The organism is Pseudomonas sp. FEMGT703P (assembly GCF_002786345.1).
Lineage (GTDB): Bacteria > Pseudomonadota > Gammaproteobacteria > Pseudomonadales > Pseudomonadaceae > Aquipseudomonas > Aquipseudomonas peli.
The window spans coordinates 500,817-518,742 of the sequence record NZ_PGCM01000005.1 but is presented as its reverse complement, the minus strand read 5'-3'; the positions used below and the strand labels follow the sequence as shown (position 1 = coordinate 518,742).

Below are 17,926 nucleotides of genomic sequence, written 5' to 3'. Positions count from 1 at the left end.
AGATCGACGGCCAAATACTTACCAACCCACGCCAAAACCTAGGCTATAACGGGTTTCATCCAGCTCGCCTTCTGCACCGCTGACCAGGTCCTTCTCGGCCTTCATATTCAGCGAAGCCCAATCGGTCAGCTTGTAACGCAGGCCCACGGCGGCATCCAGGGTGTAGTCCGCTGCGTTGGCCAGCGGCTTACCCACCTCGCCATCGCTGAACAGTTCGACACTCTTGCCGACCAGGTAGCGGTTGTAATCCCACTTCAGGCTCGCGGCGTAGAAATTGTCGCTCTCGCCATTGCTGTATTCGTAGTCGGTACGGTTAAGCAGGCCGGCCACCGAGAAGGCGCCCAGCTCGTTATCCCAGAACTGGTAACCCGGACCGGTACCCACGGTGCGCTGACGCTCAAGCTCTTCGACCATGTCACGCTTGTACTCGAAGCGACCCTGCCAGAACCATTTCTCGGTCAGGAAGCGGTCGAGGGCGTATTCGGCGCTCCAGTTGTCGGTGGTGACCACATCATCCTGGAACTCGCGGTTGTAGTCGGCTTGCGCGTTGTGGCGCCAGAGGCCATGGCGAGCCTGAGTCTTGAGGCTGACGTCGTAGTCGTCGGTGTCGCGCTCGGCACGTTTGTAGTCCAGCGCCGCATCGATATTGCCCTTCCAGACCAAATCCTCGACCAATGGCTTGGGCTTGAGGATCTGCTTGATGCTGGCCAGTTCGATGGTCTTGGGCGCATCGCCATTGGCCAGGATCACCTTACCCGGCTCGGCCGGCTGCAGGGACTTGGCGCGCTCACCGGCGATGGCGTTTTCCTTGATCAGCAGCTCCTGATCGCTTTCCAGGGTGGCGATCTTGCTCCAGTCGAGGGCAATCGCACCGCCGTAGTCGGTCGCCAGCAACAGCTTGCCACCGTCGTAAAACTTGATCTTGCCGGTCAGGCGGTCGCCGTTCTTCAGCCAGACGGTATCCGCCAACGCGGGGGTAGCAGCCACAGAAAGGGCCAGGCACAGCAGGGTTCTGGAAAACATAGGGATGAATTGTCTACTTCGGGTTCGCGGAAGGTCGCGCATTATCCGTACGCACGACGCCAGAGCAAGCACTGACCGACAGAATCACCGCGAGTTCATCATTACGTGGCCTACCAGCCGACCCCCACACCCAACAGATAGCGGCGCTCACTGCTGGTTTGCCCGAGCGCACGCGCCTGATCCAGCTCATACAGCAGCGATAGGCGCGCCCAATCTGTCAGCCGGTAGCGCAGGCCTATTTCGCTGTCGAGCACGTAGTCAATTTCTTCTATCGCAGGTAATTGCAGCTCAGCCGTGCTGTAAAACTCCAGACGGGTACCCCACAGCAGACGCTTGTAATCCAAGGCAAGCGAGTAGGTATTGAACGACCGCTCAGCATCACTGGCCTCCAATTGCAGGCGATTGAACTGGCCGATCACATCCAGCCGGCCCAGCTCGTTATCCCAGAAGCGATAACCCGGTCCGGTGCCCAGCGAACGCTGGCGAGTAAAAAAGGCAAACTCATCCTCGTCCTGCTCTGCCCCCACCCGCCAGAACCAGTGATCCGTGATAAAGCGGTCGAGGTCGTATTCCAGCTGCCAGTTGTCTGCGGTTTTCGCGTCATTCTTCACCTTGCGCTCCAGCTCACCGGCCAACACGTGACGCCAACGGCCGTGCTCCACACGCGTATTGCTTTTGAGCTTCCACTCGTCGGTGTCGTTGTCGTCGCGCTTCATATCCAGTTTTGCGTCCAGATTGCCCTCCCAGAAGCGGTCCTGCAGTACCGGGCGCGGTGGAATCAGACGCTTGATACTGGAGAGCGGCACGGTCTGTGTGTTGTCGCTGACCACCCGCACCATGCCCTTGCCGGCAGCTTCCAGCTGGTTGCTGTGTTCGCTATCGAGCCCCTGGCGGCGCATCAGCAAGGGTTTCTCCGAGCGCAGGGTGTCGATATCCTCCCAGGCAATCAGCACCTGGCCGGCATACTTGGTTTTCAGGGCCAGCTTGCCGCCATCGAGCAGAACTATCTCACCGCTCAGACGGTCACCATTGTTCAACCACACCGTGTCCGCCCACACAGGTGTGGTCAGAGCAAGAACCAGAAAGCACAACAGAGTACGTATAAGCATGATGGGAAAGCCGGATAACGAGCCAGAACAGGTGCCGAAGCATGCCGCGCCAGGCCAGCCGACAGCAAGCCAGGTCGAGCGGCGCACGGCACTTTATGCGGTGCTGGCGCAGATTCCGGCCGGCTGCGTGGTGAGTTACGGGCAACTGGCTGCATACGCAGGCCTGGGTCGCGCCGCGCGCTGGGTCGGGCGCACCCTCAGCCAGCTACCGGACGGCAGCACCCTGCCCTGGCACCGGGTAATTGCTGCCGGTGGCCGCCTCAGCTTGCCGGCTGGCAGCCTCTCCGGCACAGAACAACGCAGTCGTTTACGTGAGGAAGGCGTGCAAATCCATAACGATCGGGTGGATATGCCGCGCTATGGCTGGCGCCCAATGGAGCACAGCGGGTAGAGTGCGCCCTTTATTAGGTCAATCTCAGGCTGATACCCCTTCAATGCCCCGTAAAAGCTGGCGTGATGCCATTGCTGCCTACTCCAGCCCCTCCACCTTGGTGCTGCTGCTTCTAGGGTTCGCCGCTGGCCTGCCTTATATGCTGGTGTTCTCCACCCTGTCTGTCTGGCTGCGCGAAGCCGGCGTGGCCCGCGATACCATTGGTTTTGCCAGCCTGATCGGCCTGGCATATGCCTTCAAATGGGTCTGGTCGCCGCTGCTTGATCAGTGGCGCCTGCCGCTGCTGGGCAAACTGGGCCGCCGACGCTCCTGGTTGGTGCTATCACAGATCCTGATCGCCATCGGCCTCGCTGGCATGGCCCTGTGCGATCCGCAGACCCACCTGACCTGGCTGATTTCCCTCGCGGTGCTGGTGGCCTTTGCGTCGGCCACTCAGGACATCGCCGTTGATGCCTACCGCCTGGAAATCGTCGACGACACCCGTCAGGCCGCGCTGGCCGCCAGCTATATGGCCGGCTACCGCGTCGCCGCCCTGCTGGCCACCGCCGGCGCACTGTATTTCGCCGAAGGCTTTGGTTCCACCGCACTGCTCTATCAGCACGGTGCATGGGCCGGCACCTACCTGCTGTTTGCCCTGCTGATGTTGCCTGGCCTGCTGACCAGCCTGTGGATGCGCGAGCCGGATGTGCCACTGCGCACGCAACTGGCCGCTGCGCGTTATGGCTTTAGCCACCAGATCGCCTCGGTACTGGTACTGATTGTGTTGCTGGTATCGGTACCGGCGATGTTTACCCAGTTCTACAACACCGACTTCGCCAGCGTGATCAACGGCGAAGCCAGCATGCTTGACCTGCTATTGGAAGACCGCGCCTTTCTGCGCGCCCTGCTTTACACCATTCTCAGCGCCCTGTGCCTGTCGTCCATGGGGCGCCGTGGCCTGGCGCCGGTGCTGACACCGGTCAACGACTTTATCCTGCGTTACCGCTGGCAAGCGTTCCTGCTGCTCGGGTTAATTGCCACCTACCGTATGTCGGACACCGTGATGGGCGTGATGGCCAACGTGTTCTACATCGACCAGGGCTTTACCAAAGACCAGATTGCCAGCGTCAGTAAGCTCTTCGGCTTGGTCATGACCCTCATTGGTGCAGGCTTTGGCGGCCTGCTGATCGTGCGCTTCGGTATTCTGCCGATCCTGTTTATTGGCGGCGCGGCCTCGGCAGCGACCAACCTGCTGTTCCTGATGCTTACCGGCATGGGCGCAGACCTGCAGATGCTGATCGTGACCATTTCCGCCGACAACTTCAGCGCCGGCCTGGCCACAGCGGCGTTCGTCGCCTACCTGTCGAGCCTGACCAACCTGAAGTTCTCCGCCACCCAGTACGCTCTGCTCAGCTCGATCATGCTGTTGTTGCCGCGCCTGATCGGTGGTTATTCCGGCGTAATGGTGGAGAAGTTCGGCTATGCCCAGTTCTTCCTGGTCACTGCCTTGCTGGGTATTCCGACACTGCTGCTGATCATCCTGCAATGGCGCCGGGAACGGCTGCAAACCAGCGATTTAAACGTGACTAACGCCACCGAACAGCACTAACAGCATTACTGGCAAGACTCTTGCTCTACCCTGCTCACAACAAGAGGGCAGGCCATGACCGTAGCATTCAGTAACGCCACCCGCCTCACCCACTACCCCAGCTTTGACAGCTGGTGGCAAACCCAAGGTGAATGGGTCGAAGAACCTAATGAGCGCCGCGGTGGTTATAGCGGTGTTCAACGCCTCACCCAGCTGGGTCAGTCGCTTTACGCCAAAAAGCAAACCGGGCACACCTACCGCAGCCTGCTTCACCCTTGGGGGCGGCCGACGGTACTGCGTGAACGCGACGCTCTGCTTAGAGCACTCAAGGCCGGTGTAGCGGTACCCGAGATCGTTTACTGCGCCGCCGAGCGCAACCGCGAAGGCTGGCGCGCCTTGCTGGTGACCAAAGCCCTGGAAGGCTTTCAGCCTCTCGATGAATGGTATGAGCATCATGCTGCCGAGGCGCTAGACGCCTCCCAGCACCAGCAACTGCTGCAGCAGATCGCGCAAAGCCTGGCCAATTTGCACAAAGCCCGCCAGCAACATGGCTGCATGTATGCAAAACATATCTTTGTGCGTATCCAGGCTGCAGATACGCCGCCATCGTGCGAAATCGCCTTGCTCGATCTTGAGAAGTCGCGCCGCCGCCTCACCCGCAAACAAGCCGCGTTGCACGACATGCTGCAACTGCGGCGCCATTCGCCGTGGGATCAGGCCGACTGGCAAAGCCTGATCAACCACTACCAACTGGCGATGGGCCGCACGTTCAAAACGCTCTATAACGCCACCAGTCGCTAACTCGGCGTTCCTTCAGACAGTGGGTTGCGGCACCAGATGCACCACCCGCTGCGGGAATGGGATGCCAATGCCCGCCTCGCTTAGGCGCTCCTTGGCTTGCTCGGTGAAGGCGAAAGTGACTGGCCAGAAATCCGGCGTCGCCACCCAGATGCGCAGTGACAGGTTGATCGCGCTATCACCCAAACCGGTAACAAACACCACAGGCGCCGGGTCCTGACGCACACGCGGGTCCTTGGCGATGTCCAGCAACACCTCACGGGCCTGCTTGATATCGCTTGAGTAATCGATACCCAGGTTGATATCAACACGCCGCGTGGATTCGCGCGAATAGTTAGTGATATGGCCGTTCGACAGGCTGCCGTTGGGCACGATCACCACTTTGTTATCCGCAGTTTTCAGCGTGGTGTGGAAGATCTGAATGCTGTCGACACTGCCCGAAACACCTTGGGCCTCAATCCAGTCACCGGCGCGGAATGGACGGAAAAACATGATCAACACACCGCCCGCGAAGTTCGCCAGGCTGCCTTGCAAGGCCAGGCCAATCGCCAGACCGGCGGCACCGATCACCGCAATAAAGGAGGTGGTTTCCACCCCCACCATCGACGCCACGCTGACCAGCAGCAACACCTTCAATACGATGCCGACCAGGCTGCAGATAAAACTGCTCAAGGCCCGATCAACCTGACGCAGGTTGAGCAAACGACCAACGCTATTGATGAGTTTGCTGATCAGCCACCAGCCAATCAGCATGGTGATCAATGCCAGAGTCAACTTGCCGCTGTATTCCAGCACCACAGGCAACCAGGCCTCTGACACTTTCACCAGTTGTTCGATGTTCATATCCATTTGTTAATCCTTGTAAGCCTTTGAAAATAAAACGCCACGGCAAGCCGTGGCGTTTTTACTGCACCAACACCGTTGCGACGCTTTAGCGGCGGCAAGGTTCATTGCGCATGCATTAATCGCGGAAATTATTGAACTGCAATGGCATACCGAAGTCCTTGGCACGCAAGGCGGCAATCGCTTCCTGCAGGTCATCGCGCTTCTTGCCGGTGATGCGCACTTGCTCGCCTTGAATGGCGGCCTGCACCTTGAGTTTTATGTCCTTAATGTGCGCGACGATCTTCTTCGCCAGATCCTTCTCGATCCCTTCACGCAGGATCACTTCCTGCTTGACGCTCTTGCCCGACGGGTAGGCGTCCTTGAACTCCAGGCACTGTACGTCGATCTTGCGTTTGACCAAGCAGAGCTTGAGAATCTCAACCATCTGCTCCAACTGAAAATCCGCATCGGCTGTCAGGTTGACAGTCAGCTCTTTCAGCTCAAAGCTACCTTTACCGCGTAGGTCATAACGACGATCCAGCTCTTTGATGGCGCTGTCGATGGCGTTGGTAACTTCATGTTTGTCCAACTCGGACACCACGTCGAACGAGGGCATGGGCTTACTCCAGATAGACGGCGCGCCCTGTATCACGAACGGGACACGCCTGGCTTGACGGTGAAAAAACCCGGCCATTATATAGCGGTAGCAACACACACTGCCCGGCGAAGTATCGGGCCCACGCGATTTCTCCCTAGCGAGCCTGCCCATGCCGAACCCCCACCTGAGCATTTTGGTCGTCGATGACGCCAAGTTCTCCAGCGCCATGATTGGGCGCGCGCTTAGCCAGGCGGGTTATCAGGACCTTCGTTTTGCCAACAGTGCCGCCGAAGCGATTCGCTTGCTCGAACAGCGCCCCGCCAGCGTCTTGCTCGCCGATTGGTTGATGCCCGAGATGAATGGCTTAGAGCTGACAGTGCAGGTCCGTCAGTTTGATGAAATGGCCCATCACTACACCTACGTCATCCTGCTCACCGGCAAGGAAGGCGAAAACGTATTGGGCGAAGCCTTCGACAGCGGTGTCGATGACTTCATCAGTAAGGCAGCGATGAACGAGCAACTGGTGCCACGCGTCTATGCGGCCGATCGCCTGTGCAACACCCTGCAACGCCTGTTGCAGGAAAACCGCTTACTGACCGAAAACATTGCCAGCCTGGAACAACGTAACCTGATCGACCCGCTCACCGGGCTGGGCAATAGCCGCTACCTGCACCAGAAGATGCTCGACAGCCTGCGCCAGGTGGAATCGCGTGGCGGTGCGCTGTGTTACCTGCTGATTGGTCTGCAAGACATGCACGAGCTGCACCAGCGCTATGGCGACACCTTCTACAACGAACTGCTCACCGGCGTGGCGCGCCGCCTGCAGCAGCTGGTAAGGCCATTGGATGTGCTGGTGCGCTTGGATGAAAGCCACTTCGGCCTGATTACTTTGCTGACCGATCTGCACGAATGCTCGCCCAGCAGCTTCAAGCGCCTGCATGAAGGCATCAACCTTAAAGCCTTCAAGACCAGCGAAGGATTTATCAGCCTCAAAGCGGGTATCAGCCTGGTGGGCCTAGATGCCAAAGGCCTCCCCATCACCCCAGAACAGATCATCGATAACGCGACCAGAATCCTGCCCGAATCACACAGCACCGGGCTGGTCACTGCCCTGCGCTTGTCGTTACCGCAATAAGCCACGTTCAGCATGTGGCATATCCTCGGTGCGGGGAGCCTCGGCACCCTTTGGGCCACACGTCTGGCGCGAGCCGGCCTGCCAGTAGCGCTGATCTTGCGTGACTCGGCGCGCCTGCATAGCTATCAACAGGCCGGCGGGCTGACCCTGATTGAGCAGGGCCAGCCACAGCATTACCCCATCCCTGCGCAAACACCCGATCATCGCCAGCCGATCCAGCGCCTACTGCTCGCCTGCAAGGCTTATGACGCGGCTAACGCGGTAAGCCAACTGGCGTCACGCCTGGCGCCGGGTGCCGAAATTCTCCTGCTGCAAAATGGTCTGGGCAGCCAGGACGAAGTCGCCCGCGCGGCGCCCCAGGCACGTTGTATCTTTGCCTCCAGTACCGAAGGCGCGTTTCGTCAGGCCGATTTCCAGGTGGTGTTTGCTGGCCACGGCCACACTTGGCTCGGTGACCCACAGGATCTGCAGCCGCCCATTTGGCTGGCAGACTTGCAGCACGCTGGCATTGTTCACGACTGGAGCCTGGATATTCTCAGCCGGCTGTGGCGCAAGCTGGCGCTGAACTGCGCCATCAATCCACTGACCGTGCTGCATGACTGCCGCAATGGCGAGCTACAGGCACACCCGGCGCAAGTAGCGTGCCTGTGCAGCGAACTGAGCGAGTTGCTACACACCTGCGGCCACAGCGCCGCTGCCGAGAACTTGCATGACGACGTGCAGCGTGTGATTCAGGCCACTGCCGCCAACTATTCGTCCATGCACCAGGATGTCCGCCAGGGCCGTCGCACGGAAATCGCCTACCTGCTGGGCTATGCCTGTGACGCCGCACAGCGCCACCAACTGGTACTGCCGCATCTGCAGGCGCTGCACAGCCAGCTGCTGGCGCACCTTGCTGCACGCGGATTGCCCAGCCACTAAGGCCCGCGTTAACCTGCCCGCACTTCCGTCGCCGTGATAGCCCACCATGCCCCTGCGTCAGCGCCTCGAAAACCTACCGGTCGGTCGCAAACTGCTGGTCGCCTTGCTGGCCTTGCTCGCGGCAGTGCTGCTGGTGGCCAACCTGGCGTTCATCAGCGCCGCCTATTGGATTTCTCAGGAAAGTGTGGCCCCTCAGGCCCTGCACACCCTCGGCCGGCTGATTGCTAGCCCGCCCTTGAGCAAGGAAGCATTAAGCACCCCAGCAGCGGCCGAAGCGCTACTCCGCCGCCTGGATGACTATGCGCCACTGCGCGCGGCCGTGATCTATGACGCAGAGGGCCTGAACCTGGCACAGCTGCAGCGCGGCACCAAGCTGCAACTGCCGCCGCGCGTCGAAGAGGTGGAATCATGGCGCCACAGCGAATTCCGCATCAGCCAGCTCGTCGAGCTGCCGCAGGCCACAGGCAACCCTGGCCATCTGTTGCTGGTGGCCTCCAGTGAGCTGCCAGGAGTGTTCTACACCGGCACCCTGACCGCCAGCCTGGTTATTCTGGCCTTTAGCGTGCTGCTCTGGCTGATCGTGTCACGCCAGGTGCGCCGCTTGATCACCCGCCCTATTCGCCGCTTGGAAGAACTCTCACGCCAGGTCACCCGTGAAGAGAACTATGCCCTGCGCGCACGCCGGGGTAATCGCGATGAAATCGGCAACCTGGCCGACGCGTTCAACACCATGCTGGTCCGCATTGAGGCGCGTGAGCAGCAACTCAAACGTGCCCGTGATGACGCCCAGGAAGCGTTCGACCAAGCCCAGCACCTGGCCGAAGAAACCCGCCACTCCAACCGTAAACTGGAGCTGGAAGTGCAGGTGCGCGGCAAGATCGAGAAGAAGCTCACCGGCTTTCAGAAGTACCTCAACAGCATCATCGATTCCATGCCCTCGGCGCTCATTGCCCTCGACGAACAGTTCTACGTCACACAATGGAACCAGGAGGCCAGCAGCCTTTCCGGCACCCGCCTGGACGAAGCCCTGAACCAGCCGATTTTCCTTGCCTTCCCACCGCTCAAGCCTTTCCTGGTGCAGTTGCGGCGCACCGTGGAACAGCATCAGGTGGAAAAGATCGAGCGGGTCACATGGGGTAACAGCGAGCAACCACGTCACTTCGCCCTGACCTTCTACCCGTTGACGGGCGGCAGCGGTCGAGGGGTGGTGATCCGCATCGACGACATCACCCAGCGCCTCAACCTGGAAGAAATGATGGTGCAGTCAGAGAAGATGCTCTCCGTCGGCGGACTGGCCGCAGGTATGGCGCACGAGATCAACAACCCGCTGGGCGCCATTCTGCATAACGTGCAGAACATCCGCCGGCGTCTGTCACCGGAGCTGGAAAAGAACCGTGAACAGGCCGATCAGGCCGGCATCAGCCTGGAGGCCATCGACCGTTACCTGAATGCGCGGGAGATTCCGCGCCTGCTCGACGGTATTCAACAAGCAGGCAGCCGTGCCGCGAAGATCGTCAGCCACATGCTCAACTTCAGCCGCCGCAGCGACCGCCAGCTGGCGCCGTGCCAATTGCCGGCGCTGGTTGATCAGGCAGTCGAGATCGCCAGCAATGACTTCGACCTGACCGAGAGTTTCGACTTCAAGAGCCTGACCATCCAGCGCGAGTTTGCCGCGGACCTGCCCGCCGTGCCGGCCACCGCCAATGAACTGGAGCAGGTCCTGCTCAATTTGCTGAAAAACGCCGCCCAGGCCATTCACCAGCGCGACGATAACTCGACGCCTGGGCAGATCATCCTGCGCGTACGTCTGGCGCCGCCTTGGGCAGAAATCCAGGTGGAGGACAATGGTGTAGGCATGCCTGAATCGGTGCGCAAGCGCATCTTCGAGCCGTTCTTCACCACCAAGGAAGTCGGCCAGGGCACTGGGCTTGGCCTGTCAGTGTCCTACTTCATCATCACCAACAACCACAAAGGGCAGATGGAAGTGCAGTCCAAAGCCGGCCAGGGCACCTGCTTTACCCTGCGCCTGCCTATGACCACCGCCACCCCAGACACAGGTCTCTGAACATGGGCTACCGCCTCTCGAAAATCTACACCCGCACCGGCGATGCCGGCGAAACCGGCCTGGCCGATGGCCGCCGCGTGACCAAGGACCACCCTCGGGTGGATGCCATGGGCGAGGTCGACACTCTGAACAGCCACATCGGTCTGCTGCTGGCTGACCTTGCCGAGCACACCGCACAGTGCCCCGGATTAAATGAAATCATTGAGGTGCTCGCGCCCTGCCAACACCGCCTGTTCGACCTTGGCGGGGAACTGGCGATGCCCGACTATCAAGCCCTGCAGACGCCGGAAATCGAACGCCTGGAAGCGGCCATCGACCGCTGGAACGAAGAAGTCGGCCCGCTGGAGAATTTCATCCTGCCTGGCGGCTCGCGCCTGATCGCCCAAGCGCACGTTTGCCGCAGCCTGGCCCGAGGCGCCGAGCGGCGCTGCCAACACCTGAATGCGGTGGAGCCGATTCGCAGCGTCGGTCTGGCCTACGTCAATCGACTGTCTGACCTGCTGTTTGTCGCGGCGCGGCTGATCGCCAAACGCCAAGGGATTGCTGAAGTGCTCTGGCAGGCAGCGCCCAAAGAACCACAAAGCTAAGCGTGTCGCCGCGCAGCGTGGATGACAGTGTCTTCATACACCTTACCGGTTGGTGGATGGGTAACGCACCATCCACCCTAAGCCTTCAGAGCAAACTGAGCTGGCTTTCGAAGGTGCGCCGTTCGCCGGTCAGAGGGTCGATAAAGCTCAGCCCCCTGGCCAGCAGCCTGAGCGGTTTGCTGTAGTCATCCGGCGCATCGGGCGCATCGCTGACCTCGGGATAGAACGGATCATTGAGGATCGGCGCGCCCAGCGCGGCCAAATGCACGCGCAGCTGATGTTTCTTGCCCGTGACCGGGTACAACCGGTACAGCCAGTGCTCGTCCAGACGCTGAGCAACCTCGATGCGGGTTTCCGTATTGGCCTCCCCGGCCACTTCCTGCATGCGGAAAAACGGCTCAGCGCCCTCCAACCGCGTTGCCCGCAACAGCGGAAAGTCGAGATGCGGCAAAGCCGCCGCCAGCGCCTCGTAGCACTTGTCCATCTGCCGCAGGCGAAACAGCGCCTGGTACTGACCACGGCTCTGCCGATTGGTGGAAAACAGCACCAGGCCTGCGGTGTGCCGATCAATCCGGTGCAGCGGCACCAGGTCGGCATTGCCCAGGCGCTTGGCCAACCGCGCCTGCAAGGTCTGCTCAACGTATTCACCGGCGGGCATCACCGGGAGGAAATGCGGCTTGTCAGCCACCAGCAGGTGTTCATCAACATGCAGCACGGTTTCTTCGAAGGGGATCGGCGTCTCCGCCGGCACCTCACGAAAGTAATGCACCTTGAGCCCTTCGCGATAAGCCGCCGCCATGCCGAGCGGCTGCCCCTGCGCGTCCAGCACCCGGCCACGGGCGATCCGCTCCTGCCACACCGCCGGCGCAATCGCCGGGAAATGCGCGCACAGACACTCGAACACTGTAGCCCAGTTGCCACGCGGCAAATGCAGGGTGCTGGGGCGCATATTGGACGGGGAACGGGCTTCAACAGGCATTAATGCACTCGATCAGGCAGACACATAAACGGACTCACTCGGGCCAGAACGCGCGAATACCCGCCACGCCCTGGGCGCCGACCTGCCAAGCCTGCTCTAAATCGGCCGGGGTAACGCCGCCCAGCAGATAAGCAGGCTGATTGAAGCCCTGCAGCAACTCGGCAACCTGTGCCCAGCCTAGCGGCTGCGCATCGGGATGGGTCTGGGTGGCTTGCACGGGAGATAGGGTGATGAAATCCACCCCCATCTGCGTGGCCAGCTCCAGCTCCTGCGCCGAATGGCAGGAGGCTGCCAGCCAGCGCTGCGCTGGAAACGGTCGACCACCAGCGCTCAATTCGCGCAACTGCTGCGCCGTCAGGTGCCAGCCTGCTGCGGGAAAGTCGCCCAGCCACTCCAGCGGGCCCTTGAGCATCAGCTGCGCCTTGCCGGCGCACAAGCCGAGTGCATCTACGGCAATATCACGGTACTGCGCATCGAACATCGCCGGGGCACGCAGTTGCAGCAAACGAATACCGCTTTTCAGCGCAGCCTGGATACCGCGCAGCAGCTCGGGACCATTCAGCCCCTCGGGAGTAATCAGATACCGCTCAGGTAAGCGCGCGGCTGCCACGATCGGCCGATTGGCGGCGGGAAACTCATAGTCGCCCAACTGTCGAGGGCTGACCCAGGCCAGCGGCTGACCTTCAGCGCCATGGGGCTCACCAGTAAACGCCGAGACTTCCCAGACATCCAGCAGCACTTGCTTGTCCGGGTAGTCATGACGCACCTGAATCAATGGCCGCGAGGCGCTGGGGCGGATGCCGAGTTCCTCGTCCAACTCGCGGGCCAGGGCTGACTGAACCGTCTCACCGGCTTCGACCTTGCCACCGGGAAACTCCCAGAGGCCGCCCTGATGCTTATCTTCGGGCCGTTTGGCGAGCAGAATCTGCCCATCCACGCCACGAATAACTGCAGCGGCTACATGAATACGTTTCACGCCAGATGTTCCTCCTGGGCGGCTTGGTACCAGCGCTGAAACGCCGGCCACTGATAGATGGTGTCGACATAGGCGGCAGCTTCTGCTGGCAGCGCCACCTGATAACTGCGCAGACGCGCTGCAACCGGGGCAAAGAAGGCATCGGCCAGACTTGGCTGGCCAAACAGGAAGCCGCCGCCCTGACCAAAGCGCTGCCGGCACTCGGCCCACAGGGCACAGATGCGCTGGATATCGGCCATGGCATCGGCCGGTATCTCAGCCAGTGCCTGATTGCGTTTGAGGTCCATCGGCAGATGGCTGCGCAGCGCAACAAAGCCGCTGTGCATCTCGGCACTGGCACTGCGCGCTAGCGCGCGGGCAGCCCGGGCTTGCGGCCACAGCTGGGCAGCGGGAAAGCACTCGGCCAAGTATTCGCCAATCGCCAGGGAATCCCAGATGGCGCCGTCGTCGCTGATCAGCAACGGCACCTTGCCGGTCGGCGAGTGCTGCAAAATGAGCGCGCGGGTATCGGGGCGGTTCAGGGTAATCAGCTGCTCGGCATAGGGCGCACCGGTCAGGTCCAGGGCCAGCGCCGCACGCAGCGACCAGGACGAATAGGTTTTGTCGCCGATAACCAGAGTAAGTGACATGGGTTGCGCTCGCTGCGAGAGGGTCGCATGACCTTAAAAGGCGACTCCCGCAATAGCAAATTCCCGTTGTTCATAGGAGCATGAGCAACGGGAATGCGGGCAGTCAGACAGCAGGTACGTGGCCGATCAGGTGCGGTATTCGGCGTTGATCTTCACATACTCATGGGAAAGGTCGGTGGTCCAGATGGTCTCGCTGCAGCCACCACGGCCCAACTCGATGCGGATGGTGATCTCTTCCTTGGCCATCACCGCGGCACCCTGCTCTTCGGTGTAACTGGACGCGCGGCAGCCCTTGCTGGCGATGCACACTTCGCCAAGGAATACATCGATCAGGCTGACATCCAGCTGCGCCACACCGGCGTAACCGACGGCGGCGAGAATACGGCCCCAGTTCGGGTCGGAGGCAAACAGCGCTGTCTTGATCAGTGGCGAATGGGCTACCGCGTAGCCAACATCCAGGCATTCCTGATGGGTCGCGCCGCCGTTGACCTGGACGGTGACGAACTTGGTCGCGCCCTCACCGTCGCGCACGATGGCCTGGGCCACCTCCATGAAGACACCGAACACGGCCTCCTTGAGCTTGGCGAACAGGTCGCCGCTGGCCTGGGTAATTTCCGGCAGAGCGGCCTTGCCAGTGGCGATCAGCATGCAGCAGTCGTTGGTCGAGGTGTCTCCGTCGATGGTGATGCGGTTAAACGACTTGTTCGCCGCGTCACGCACCAGGTCCTGCAGCACGCTGCGCGCAACCTTGGCGTCAGTGGCGATATAGCCGAGCATGGTCGCCATGTTCGGGCGGATCATCCCGGCGCCTTTGCTGATGCCAGTCACAGTGACGGTGACGCCATCGTGAACAAATTGGCGGCTGGCCCCCTTGGGCAGGGTGTCGGTGGTCATGATGCCGGTGGCAGCCTCGGCCCAGTGGTTCTCGGACAGGTCGTCGAGAGCAGCCTGCAGCGCGCCTTCGATCTTCTCGACCGGCAGCGGCTCGCCAATCACCCCCGTGGAAAAGGGCAGCACAGCGCCCTCATCCACGCCGGTCAACTGAGCCAGGGCGGCACAGGTGCGCATGGCATTCGCTAGGCCCGGCTCGCCGGTACCGGCGTTGGCATTACCGGTGTTGGTCAGCAGGTAACGCACGCTGCCTTGCACACGCTTCTTGGCCAGAATAACCGGTGCGGCGCAAAACGCATTGAGGGTGAACACACCCGCTACGCTGGAGCCTTCGGCACATCGCATCACCACCACATCCTTGCGCCCTGGGCGTTTGATGCCCGCCGAAGCGATGCCCAGTTCGAAACCTGGAACAGGGTGCAGGGTAGACAACGGGCCAAGACCAACAGCCATAGGGAACGCTCCTTGAGGTGGTAGGACTGATTGCGATGGTAAAACGCCGCGAGCGGTCAAACCGTTCGCGGCGTTAATCAAGCTGGGCCAAGCATCACCAACGTCACTGTCGGCTCAACCCGCTCTACACGGTGGGGTTAATTAACCTGGCCGTGGCAGTGCTTGTACTTCTTGCCGGAACCACAAGGGCAAGGCTCATTGCGGCCGATCTTCGGCTCGGTGCGCACTGGCGCAACGGCAACCGCCAGATCACCCTCTTCTTCAGTGGCTTGCGGCAGCAGCGCCGAGGCTTCGGCATGCTGGAACTGCATGCGCTCGGCCATGGCTTCGGCTTCACGACGCAGACGCGCTTCTTCCTCGGCAGGATCTTCACGACGCACCTGCACATGCGAGAGCACGCGGATGGTGTCGCGCTTGATCGAATCCAGCAGTTCCTGGAACAGGGTGAAGGACTCGCGCTTGTATTCCTGCTTGGGGTTCTTCTGCGCATAGCCGCGCAGGTGAATGCCGTGACGCAGGTGATCCATGGTCGACAGGTGATCTTTCCACAGGTCGTCGAGGACACGCAGGAGAATTTGCTTCTCGAAGGTGCGCAGGGCTTCAGCGCTGGCTTCGGTTTCTTTCTCGTTATAGGCGCTGACCAGCTCTTCAAGAATGCGCGCACGCAGGGTCTCTTCGTACAGCTTGTGGTCATCATCAAGCCACTGCTGAATCGGCAAACGCAGGTTGAAACCGCTGTACAGCGCCTCTTCCAGGCCGGCGATATCCCACTGCTCAGGCAGCGACTGCGGCGCGATGTGCTGGTTGATGGTGTGATCCAGGACTTCCTGGCGGAACTCGGCAATGGTTTCGCCGACGTTGTCGGCAGCCAGCAGCGTGTTGCGCATGTGATAGATCACTTTGCGCTGCTCGTTGGCCACGTCGTCGAATTCCAGCAGTTGCTTACGCATGTCGAAGTTACGACCTTCAACCTTGCGCTGGGCCTTTTCGATGGCGTTGCTGACCATGCGGTGCTCGATGGCTTCACCGGACTGCATGCCCAGGGCCTTCATAAAGTTCTTCACCCGATCGGAGGCGAAGATGCGCATCAGGCTGTCTTCCAGCGACAAGTAGAACCGGCTGGAACCCGGGTCACCCTGACGACCGGCACGACCACGCAGCTGGTTATCGATACGACGCGACTCATGACGCTCGGAGGCGATCACATGCAAGCCGCCCGACTCGATCACCTGCTGGTGGCGCTTCTGCCAATCGGCTTTGATCTGCGCAATCTGCTCAGGCGTGGCGTTCTCCAGGTTGGCGACTTCAACTTCCCAGTTGCCGCCCAGCAGGATGTCGGTACCACGACCGGCCATGTTGGTGGCAATGGTCAACGCACCCGGACGACCGGCCTGGGCAATGATTTCCGCTTCTTTTTCGTGGAATTTGGCGTTGAGCACCTTGTGCTCGATGCCTTCCTGATTGAGCAGCCGAGACATGTGCTCGGAAGTTTCGATGGTGGCCGTACCGACCAGCACCGGACGACCCAGCGCCATACTTTCCTTGATGTCGGTGACGATGGCGGCGTACTTCTCTTCCGCAGTCAGGTAGACCAGGTCGTTGAAGTCCTTACGCGCCAACGCACGATTGGTCGGGATCACGATCACCGCCAATCCGTAAATCTGCTGGAACTCGAACGCTTCGGTATCCGCAGTACCGGTCATACCGGACAGCTTGTTGTACAGGCGGAAGTAGTTCTGGAAGGTGGTCGAGGCCAGGGTCTGGCTCTCGGCCTGGATCGGCAGGCCTTCTTTGGCCTCGATCGCCTGGTGCAGACCTTCGGACAAACGACGACCGGGCATAGTGCGGCCGGTGTGTTCGTCGATCAGCAGCACCTGATTGTTTTGCACGATGTATTCAACGTTGCGGTTGAACAGCTTGTGCGCACGCAGGCCCGAATAAACATGGGTCAGCAGGCCCAGGTTATGCGCCGAATACAAACTCTCGCCCTCAGCCAGCAGGCCGACTTCGGTGAGCATCTCTTCAACATACTGGTGGCCTGCTTCGTTCAGCTCGACCTGGCGCGCCTTCTCGTCGACCTTGTAGTGGCCTTCCTGCGTGACCACGCCCTCCTCTTCCTCAACATGCAGCTTGAGGCGCGGGATCAGCTTGTTGATCTCGGTATAGAGGCGCGAACTGTCTTCGGCCTGGCCGGAGATGATCAGCGGGGTGCGCGCTTCGTCGATCAGAATGGAGTCAACTTCGTCGATCACGGCGAAATTCAGCTCGCGCTGGAATTTGTCTTCCAGGCTGAAGGCCATGTTGTCGCGCAGGTAATCGAAACCGAATTCATTGTTGGTGCCGTAGGTGATATCGGCAGCGTAGGCTTCGCGCTTCTCTTCCGGCGGCATAAAGGGGGTCACGATACCCACGCTCATACCGAGGAACTCATACAGCGGACGCATCCAGTTGGCGTCGCGGCGGGCCAAGTAATCGTTGACCGTTACCACGTGCACGCCCTTGCCAGACAGTGCATTGAGGTACACCGCCAGGGTTGCCACCAGGGTCTTACCCTCACCGGTGCGCATCTCGGCGATCTTGCCTTCGTGCAGGGTCATACCACCAATCAACTGCACGTCGAAGTGGCGCATGCCCATCACCCGCTTGCCGGCTTCGCGGGCGACCGCAAAGGCTTCGGCAAGCAGCTGGTCGAGGGTTTCGCCTTTGGCCAGACGGGCTTTGAACTCCTCCGTCTTGGCTCGCAGTTGCTCATCGGAAAGGGCAAGCATCTGCTCCTCGAAGCCGTTGACGGCTTGTACCGCCTTGAGCATGCGTTTGACTTCACGCTCGTTCTTGCTTCCAAAGAGTTTCTTCAACAAAGGCGCAAACATATCGACAGGATCTTCCAGGCGTATGGATTGAGGGCGGCTGAGCAGCGACCCATGCAGCCTTTATGGCTGCGTGCGAAGGGGGCATTCTACCCGGAAACGCAAACGAGGA

Annotated in this window: 15 protein-coding genes and 1 pseudogene; 7 read left to right on the top strand and 9 right to left on the bottom strand. The window is 60.6% G+C overall.

Annotation, left to right across the window (positions count from 1 at the left end):
* Nucleotides 1-18 precede the first annotated feature (18 nt).
* Together CUR33_RS06255 and CUR33_RS06250 are read right to left on the bottom strand one after the other, a co-directional pair.
* Nucleotides 19-1,023, bottom strand: coding sequence for a DUF481 domain-containing protein (locus CUR33_RS06255; protein ID WP_289239021.1), 1,005 nt, complete (start codon nucleotides 1,021-1,023; stop codon nucleotides 19-21).
* A gap of 110 nt (nucleotides 1,024-1,133) precedes the next feature.
* Nucleotides 1,134-2,132: a DUF481 domain-containing protein gene (locus CUR33_RS06250; RefSeq protein ID WP_289239020.1), complete on the bottom strand. Its 999-nt coding sequence runs from the start codon at nucleotides 2,130-2,132 to the stop codon at nucleotides 1,134-1,136.
* Nucleotide 2,133: 1 nt separating this feature from the next.
* Here CUR33_RS06250 and CUR33_RS06245 point away from each other — a divergent pair, with 1 nt between their 5' ends.
* From CUR33_RS06245 to CUR33_RS06235, 3 genes are read left to right on the top strand one after another with little or no spacing between them, the layout of a single operon-like run.
* Nucleotides 2,134-2,523, top strand: a complete 390-nt coding sequence (locus tag CUR33_RS06245) for an MGMT family protein (protein ID WP_409079744.1) — start codon at nucleotides 2,134-2,136, stop codon at nucleotides 2,521-2,523.
* 43 nt (nucleotides 2,524-2,566) lie between these two features.
* Nucleotides 2,567-4,111 (top strand): AmpG family muropeptide MFS transporter, encoded by a 1,545-nt coding sequence (locus tag CUR33_RS06240; RefSeq protein WP_289239018.1) that lies wholly within the window; start codon nucleotides 2,567-2,569, stop codon nucleotides 4,109-4,111.
* A 54-nt stretch (nucleotides 4,112-4,165) separates the two neighbouring features.
* Nucleotides 4,166-4,891, top strand: coding sequence for a lipopolysaccharide kinase InaA family protein (locus CUR33_RS06235; protein WP_289239017.1), 726 nt, complete (start codon nucleotides 4,166-4,168; stop codon nucleotides 4,889-4,891).
* Between the two features lie 12 nt (nucleotides 4,892-4,903).
* On the opposite strand, the gene CUR33_RS06230 is transcribed toward CUR33_RS06235, so the two are convergent.
* Together CUR33_RS06230 and CUR33_RS06225 are read right to left on the bottom strand one after the other, a co-directional pair.
* Nucleotides 4,904-5,737 carry a mechanosensitive ion channel family protein gene (locus CUR33_RS06230; RefSeq protein WP_289239016.1) on the bottom strand — a complete coding sequence of 278 codons (834 nt, stop codon included), beginning with the start codon at nucleotides 5,735-5,737 and terminating at the stop codon, nucleotides 4,904-4,906.
* 112 nt (nucleotides 5,738-5,849) lie between these two features.
* Nucleotides 5,850-6,329, bottom strand: coding sequence for a YajQ family cyclic di-GMP-binding protein (locus CUR33_RS06225; RefSeq protein WP_090249077.1), 480 nt, complete (start codon nucleotides 6,327-6,329; stop codon nucleotides 5,850-5,852).
* 121 nt (nucleotides 6,330-6,450) lie between these two features.
* Here CUR33_RS06225 and CUR33_RS06220 point away from each other — a divergent pair.
* The 4 genes and pseudogenes from CUR33_RS06220 to CUR33_RS06205 all read left to right on the top strand — a co-directional run.
* Nucleotides 6,451-7,348, top strand: a pseudogene (locus CUR33_RS06220) (response regulator); the annotation flags it as partial.
* A 110-nt stretch (nucleotides 7,349-7,458) separates the two neighbouring features.
* On the top strand, nucleotides 7,459-8,367 hold the full coding sequence (locus tag CUR33_RS06215) for a putative 2-dehydropantoate 2-reductase (RefSeq protein ID WP_289239015.1): 909 nt from the start codon (nucleotides 7,459-7,461) through the stop codon (nucleotides 8,365-8,367).
* A 46-nt stretch (nucleotides 8,368-8,413) separates the two neighbouring features.
* Nucleotides 8,414-10,432 (top strand): sensor histidine kinase, encoded by a 2,019-nt coding sequence (locus CUR33_RS06210; protein ID WP_160085444.1) that lies wholly within the window; start codon nucleotides 8,414-8,416, stop codon nucleotides 10,430-10,432.
* Nucleotides 10,433-10,434: 2 nt separating this feature from the next.
* Entirely contained in the window at nucleotides 10,435-11,019 is a 585-nt protein-coding gene (locus tag CUR33_RS06205; RefSeq protein WP_170048414.1) for a cob(I)yrinic acid a,c-diamide adenosyltransferase, read from the top strand.
* Nucleotides 11,020-11,104: 85 nt separating this feature from the next.
* Here CUR33_RS06205 and CUR33_RS06200 read toward each other — a convergent pair whose 3' ends face one another.
* The 5 genes from CUR33_RS06200 to secA all read right to left on the bottom strand — a co-directional run bounded on the left by CUR33_RS06200 (nucleotide 11,105) and on the right by secA (nucleotide 17,817).
* Nucleotides 11,105-11,998: an RluA family pseudouridine synthase gene (locus tag CUR33_RS06200; protein WP_289239014.1), complete on the bottom strand. Its 894-nt coding sequence runs from the start codon at nucleotides 11,996-11,998 to the stop codon at nucleotides 11,105-11,107.
* 34 nt (nucleotides 11,999-12,032) lie between these two features.
* The gene (locus CUR33_RS06195; RefSeq protein ID WP_289239013.1) at nucleotides 12,033-12,974 is read right to left on the bottom strand and encodes a Nudix family hydrolase; all 942 of its coding nucleotides are present in this window, start codon (nucleotides 12,972-12,974) and stop codon (nucleotides 12,033-12,035) included.
* Complete coding sequence (locus CUR33_RS06190) at nucleotides 12,971-13,603, bottom strand: glutathione S-transferase family protein (RefSeq protein ID WP_289239012.1); 633 nt, start codon at nucleotides 13,601-13,603, stop codon at nucleotides 12,971-12,973. The genes CUR33_RS06195 and CUR33_RS06190 overlap by 4 nt, the downstream gene beginning before the upstream one ends.
* A gap of 126 nt (nucleotides 13,604-13,729) precedes the next feature.
* Nucleotides 13,730-14,947: a bifunctional glutamate N-acetyltransferase/amino-acid acetyltransferase ArgJ gene (argJ, locus tag CUR33_RS06185; RefSeq protein ID WP_289239011.1), complete on the bottom strand. Its 1,218-nt coding sequence runs from the start codon at nucleotides 14,945-14,947 to the stop codon at nucleotides 13,730-13,732.
* A 137-nt stretch (nucleotides 14,948-15,084) separates the two neighbouring features.
* A complete protein-coding gene (secA, locus tag CUR33_RS06180; protein ID WP_289239010.1) occupies nucleotides 15,085-17,817 on the bottom strand; it encodes a preprotein translocase subunit SecA in 2,733 nt (910 codons plus the stop codon).
* Between the last annotated feature and the right edge of the window lie 109 nt (nucleotides 17,818-17,926).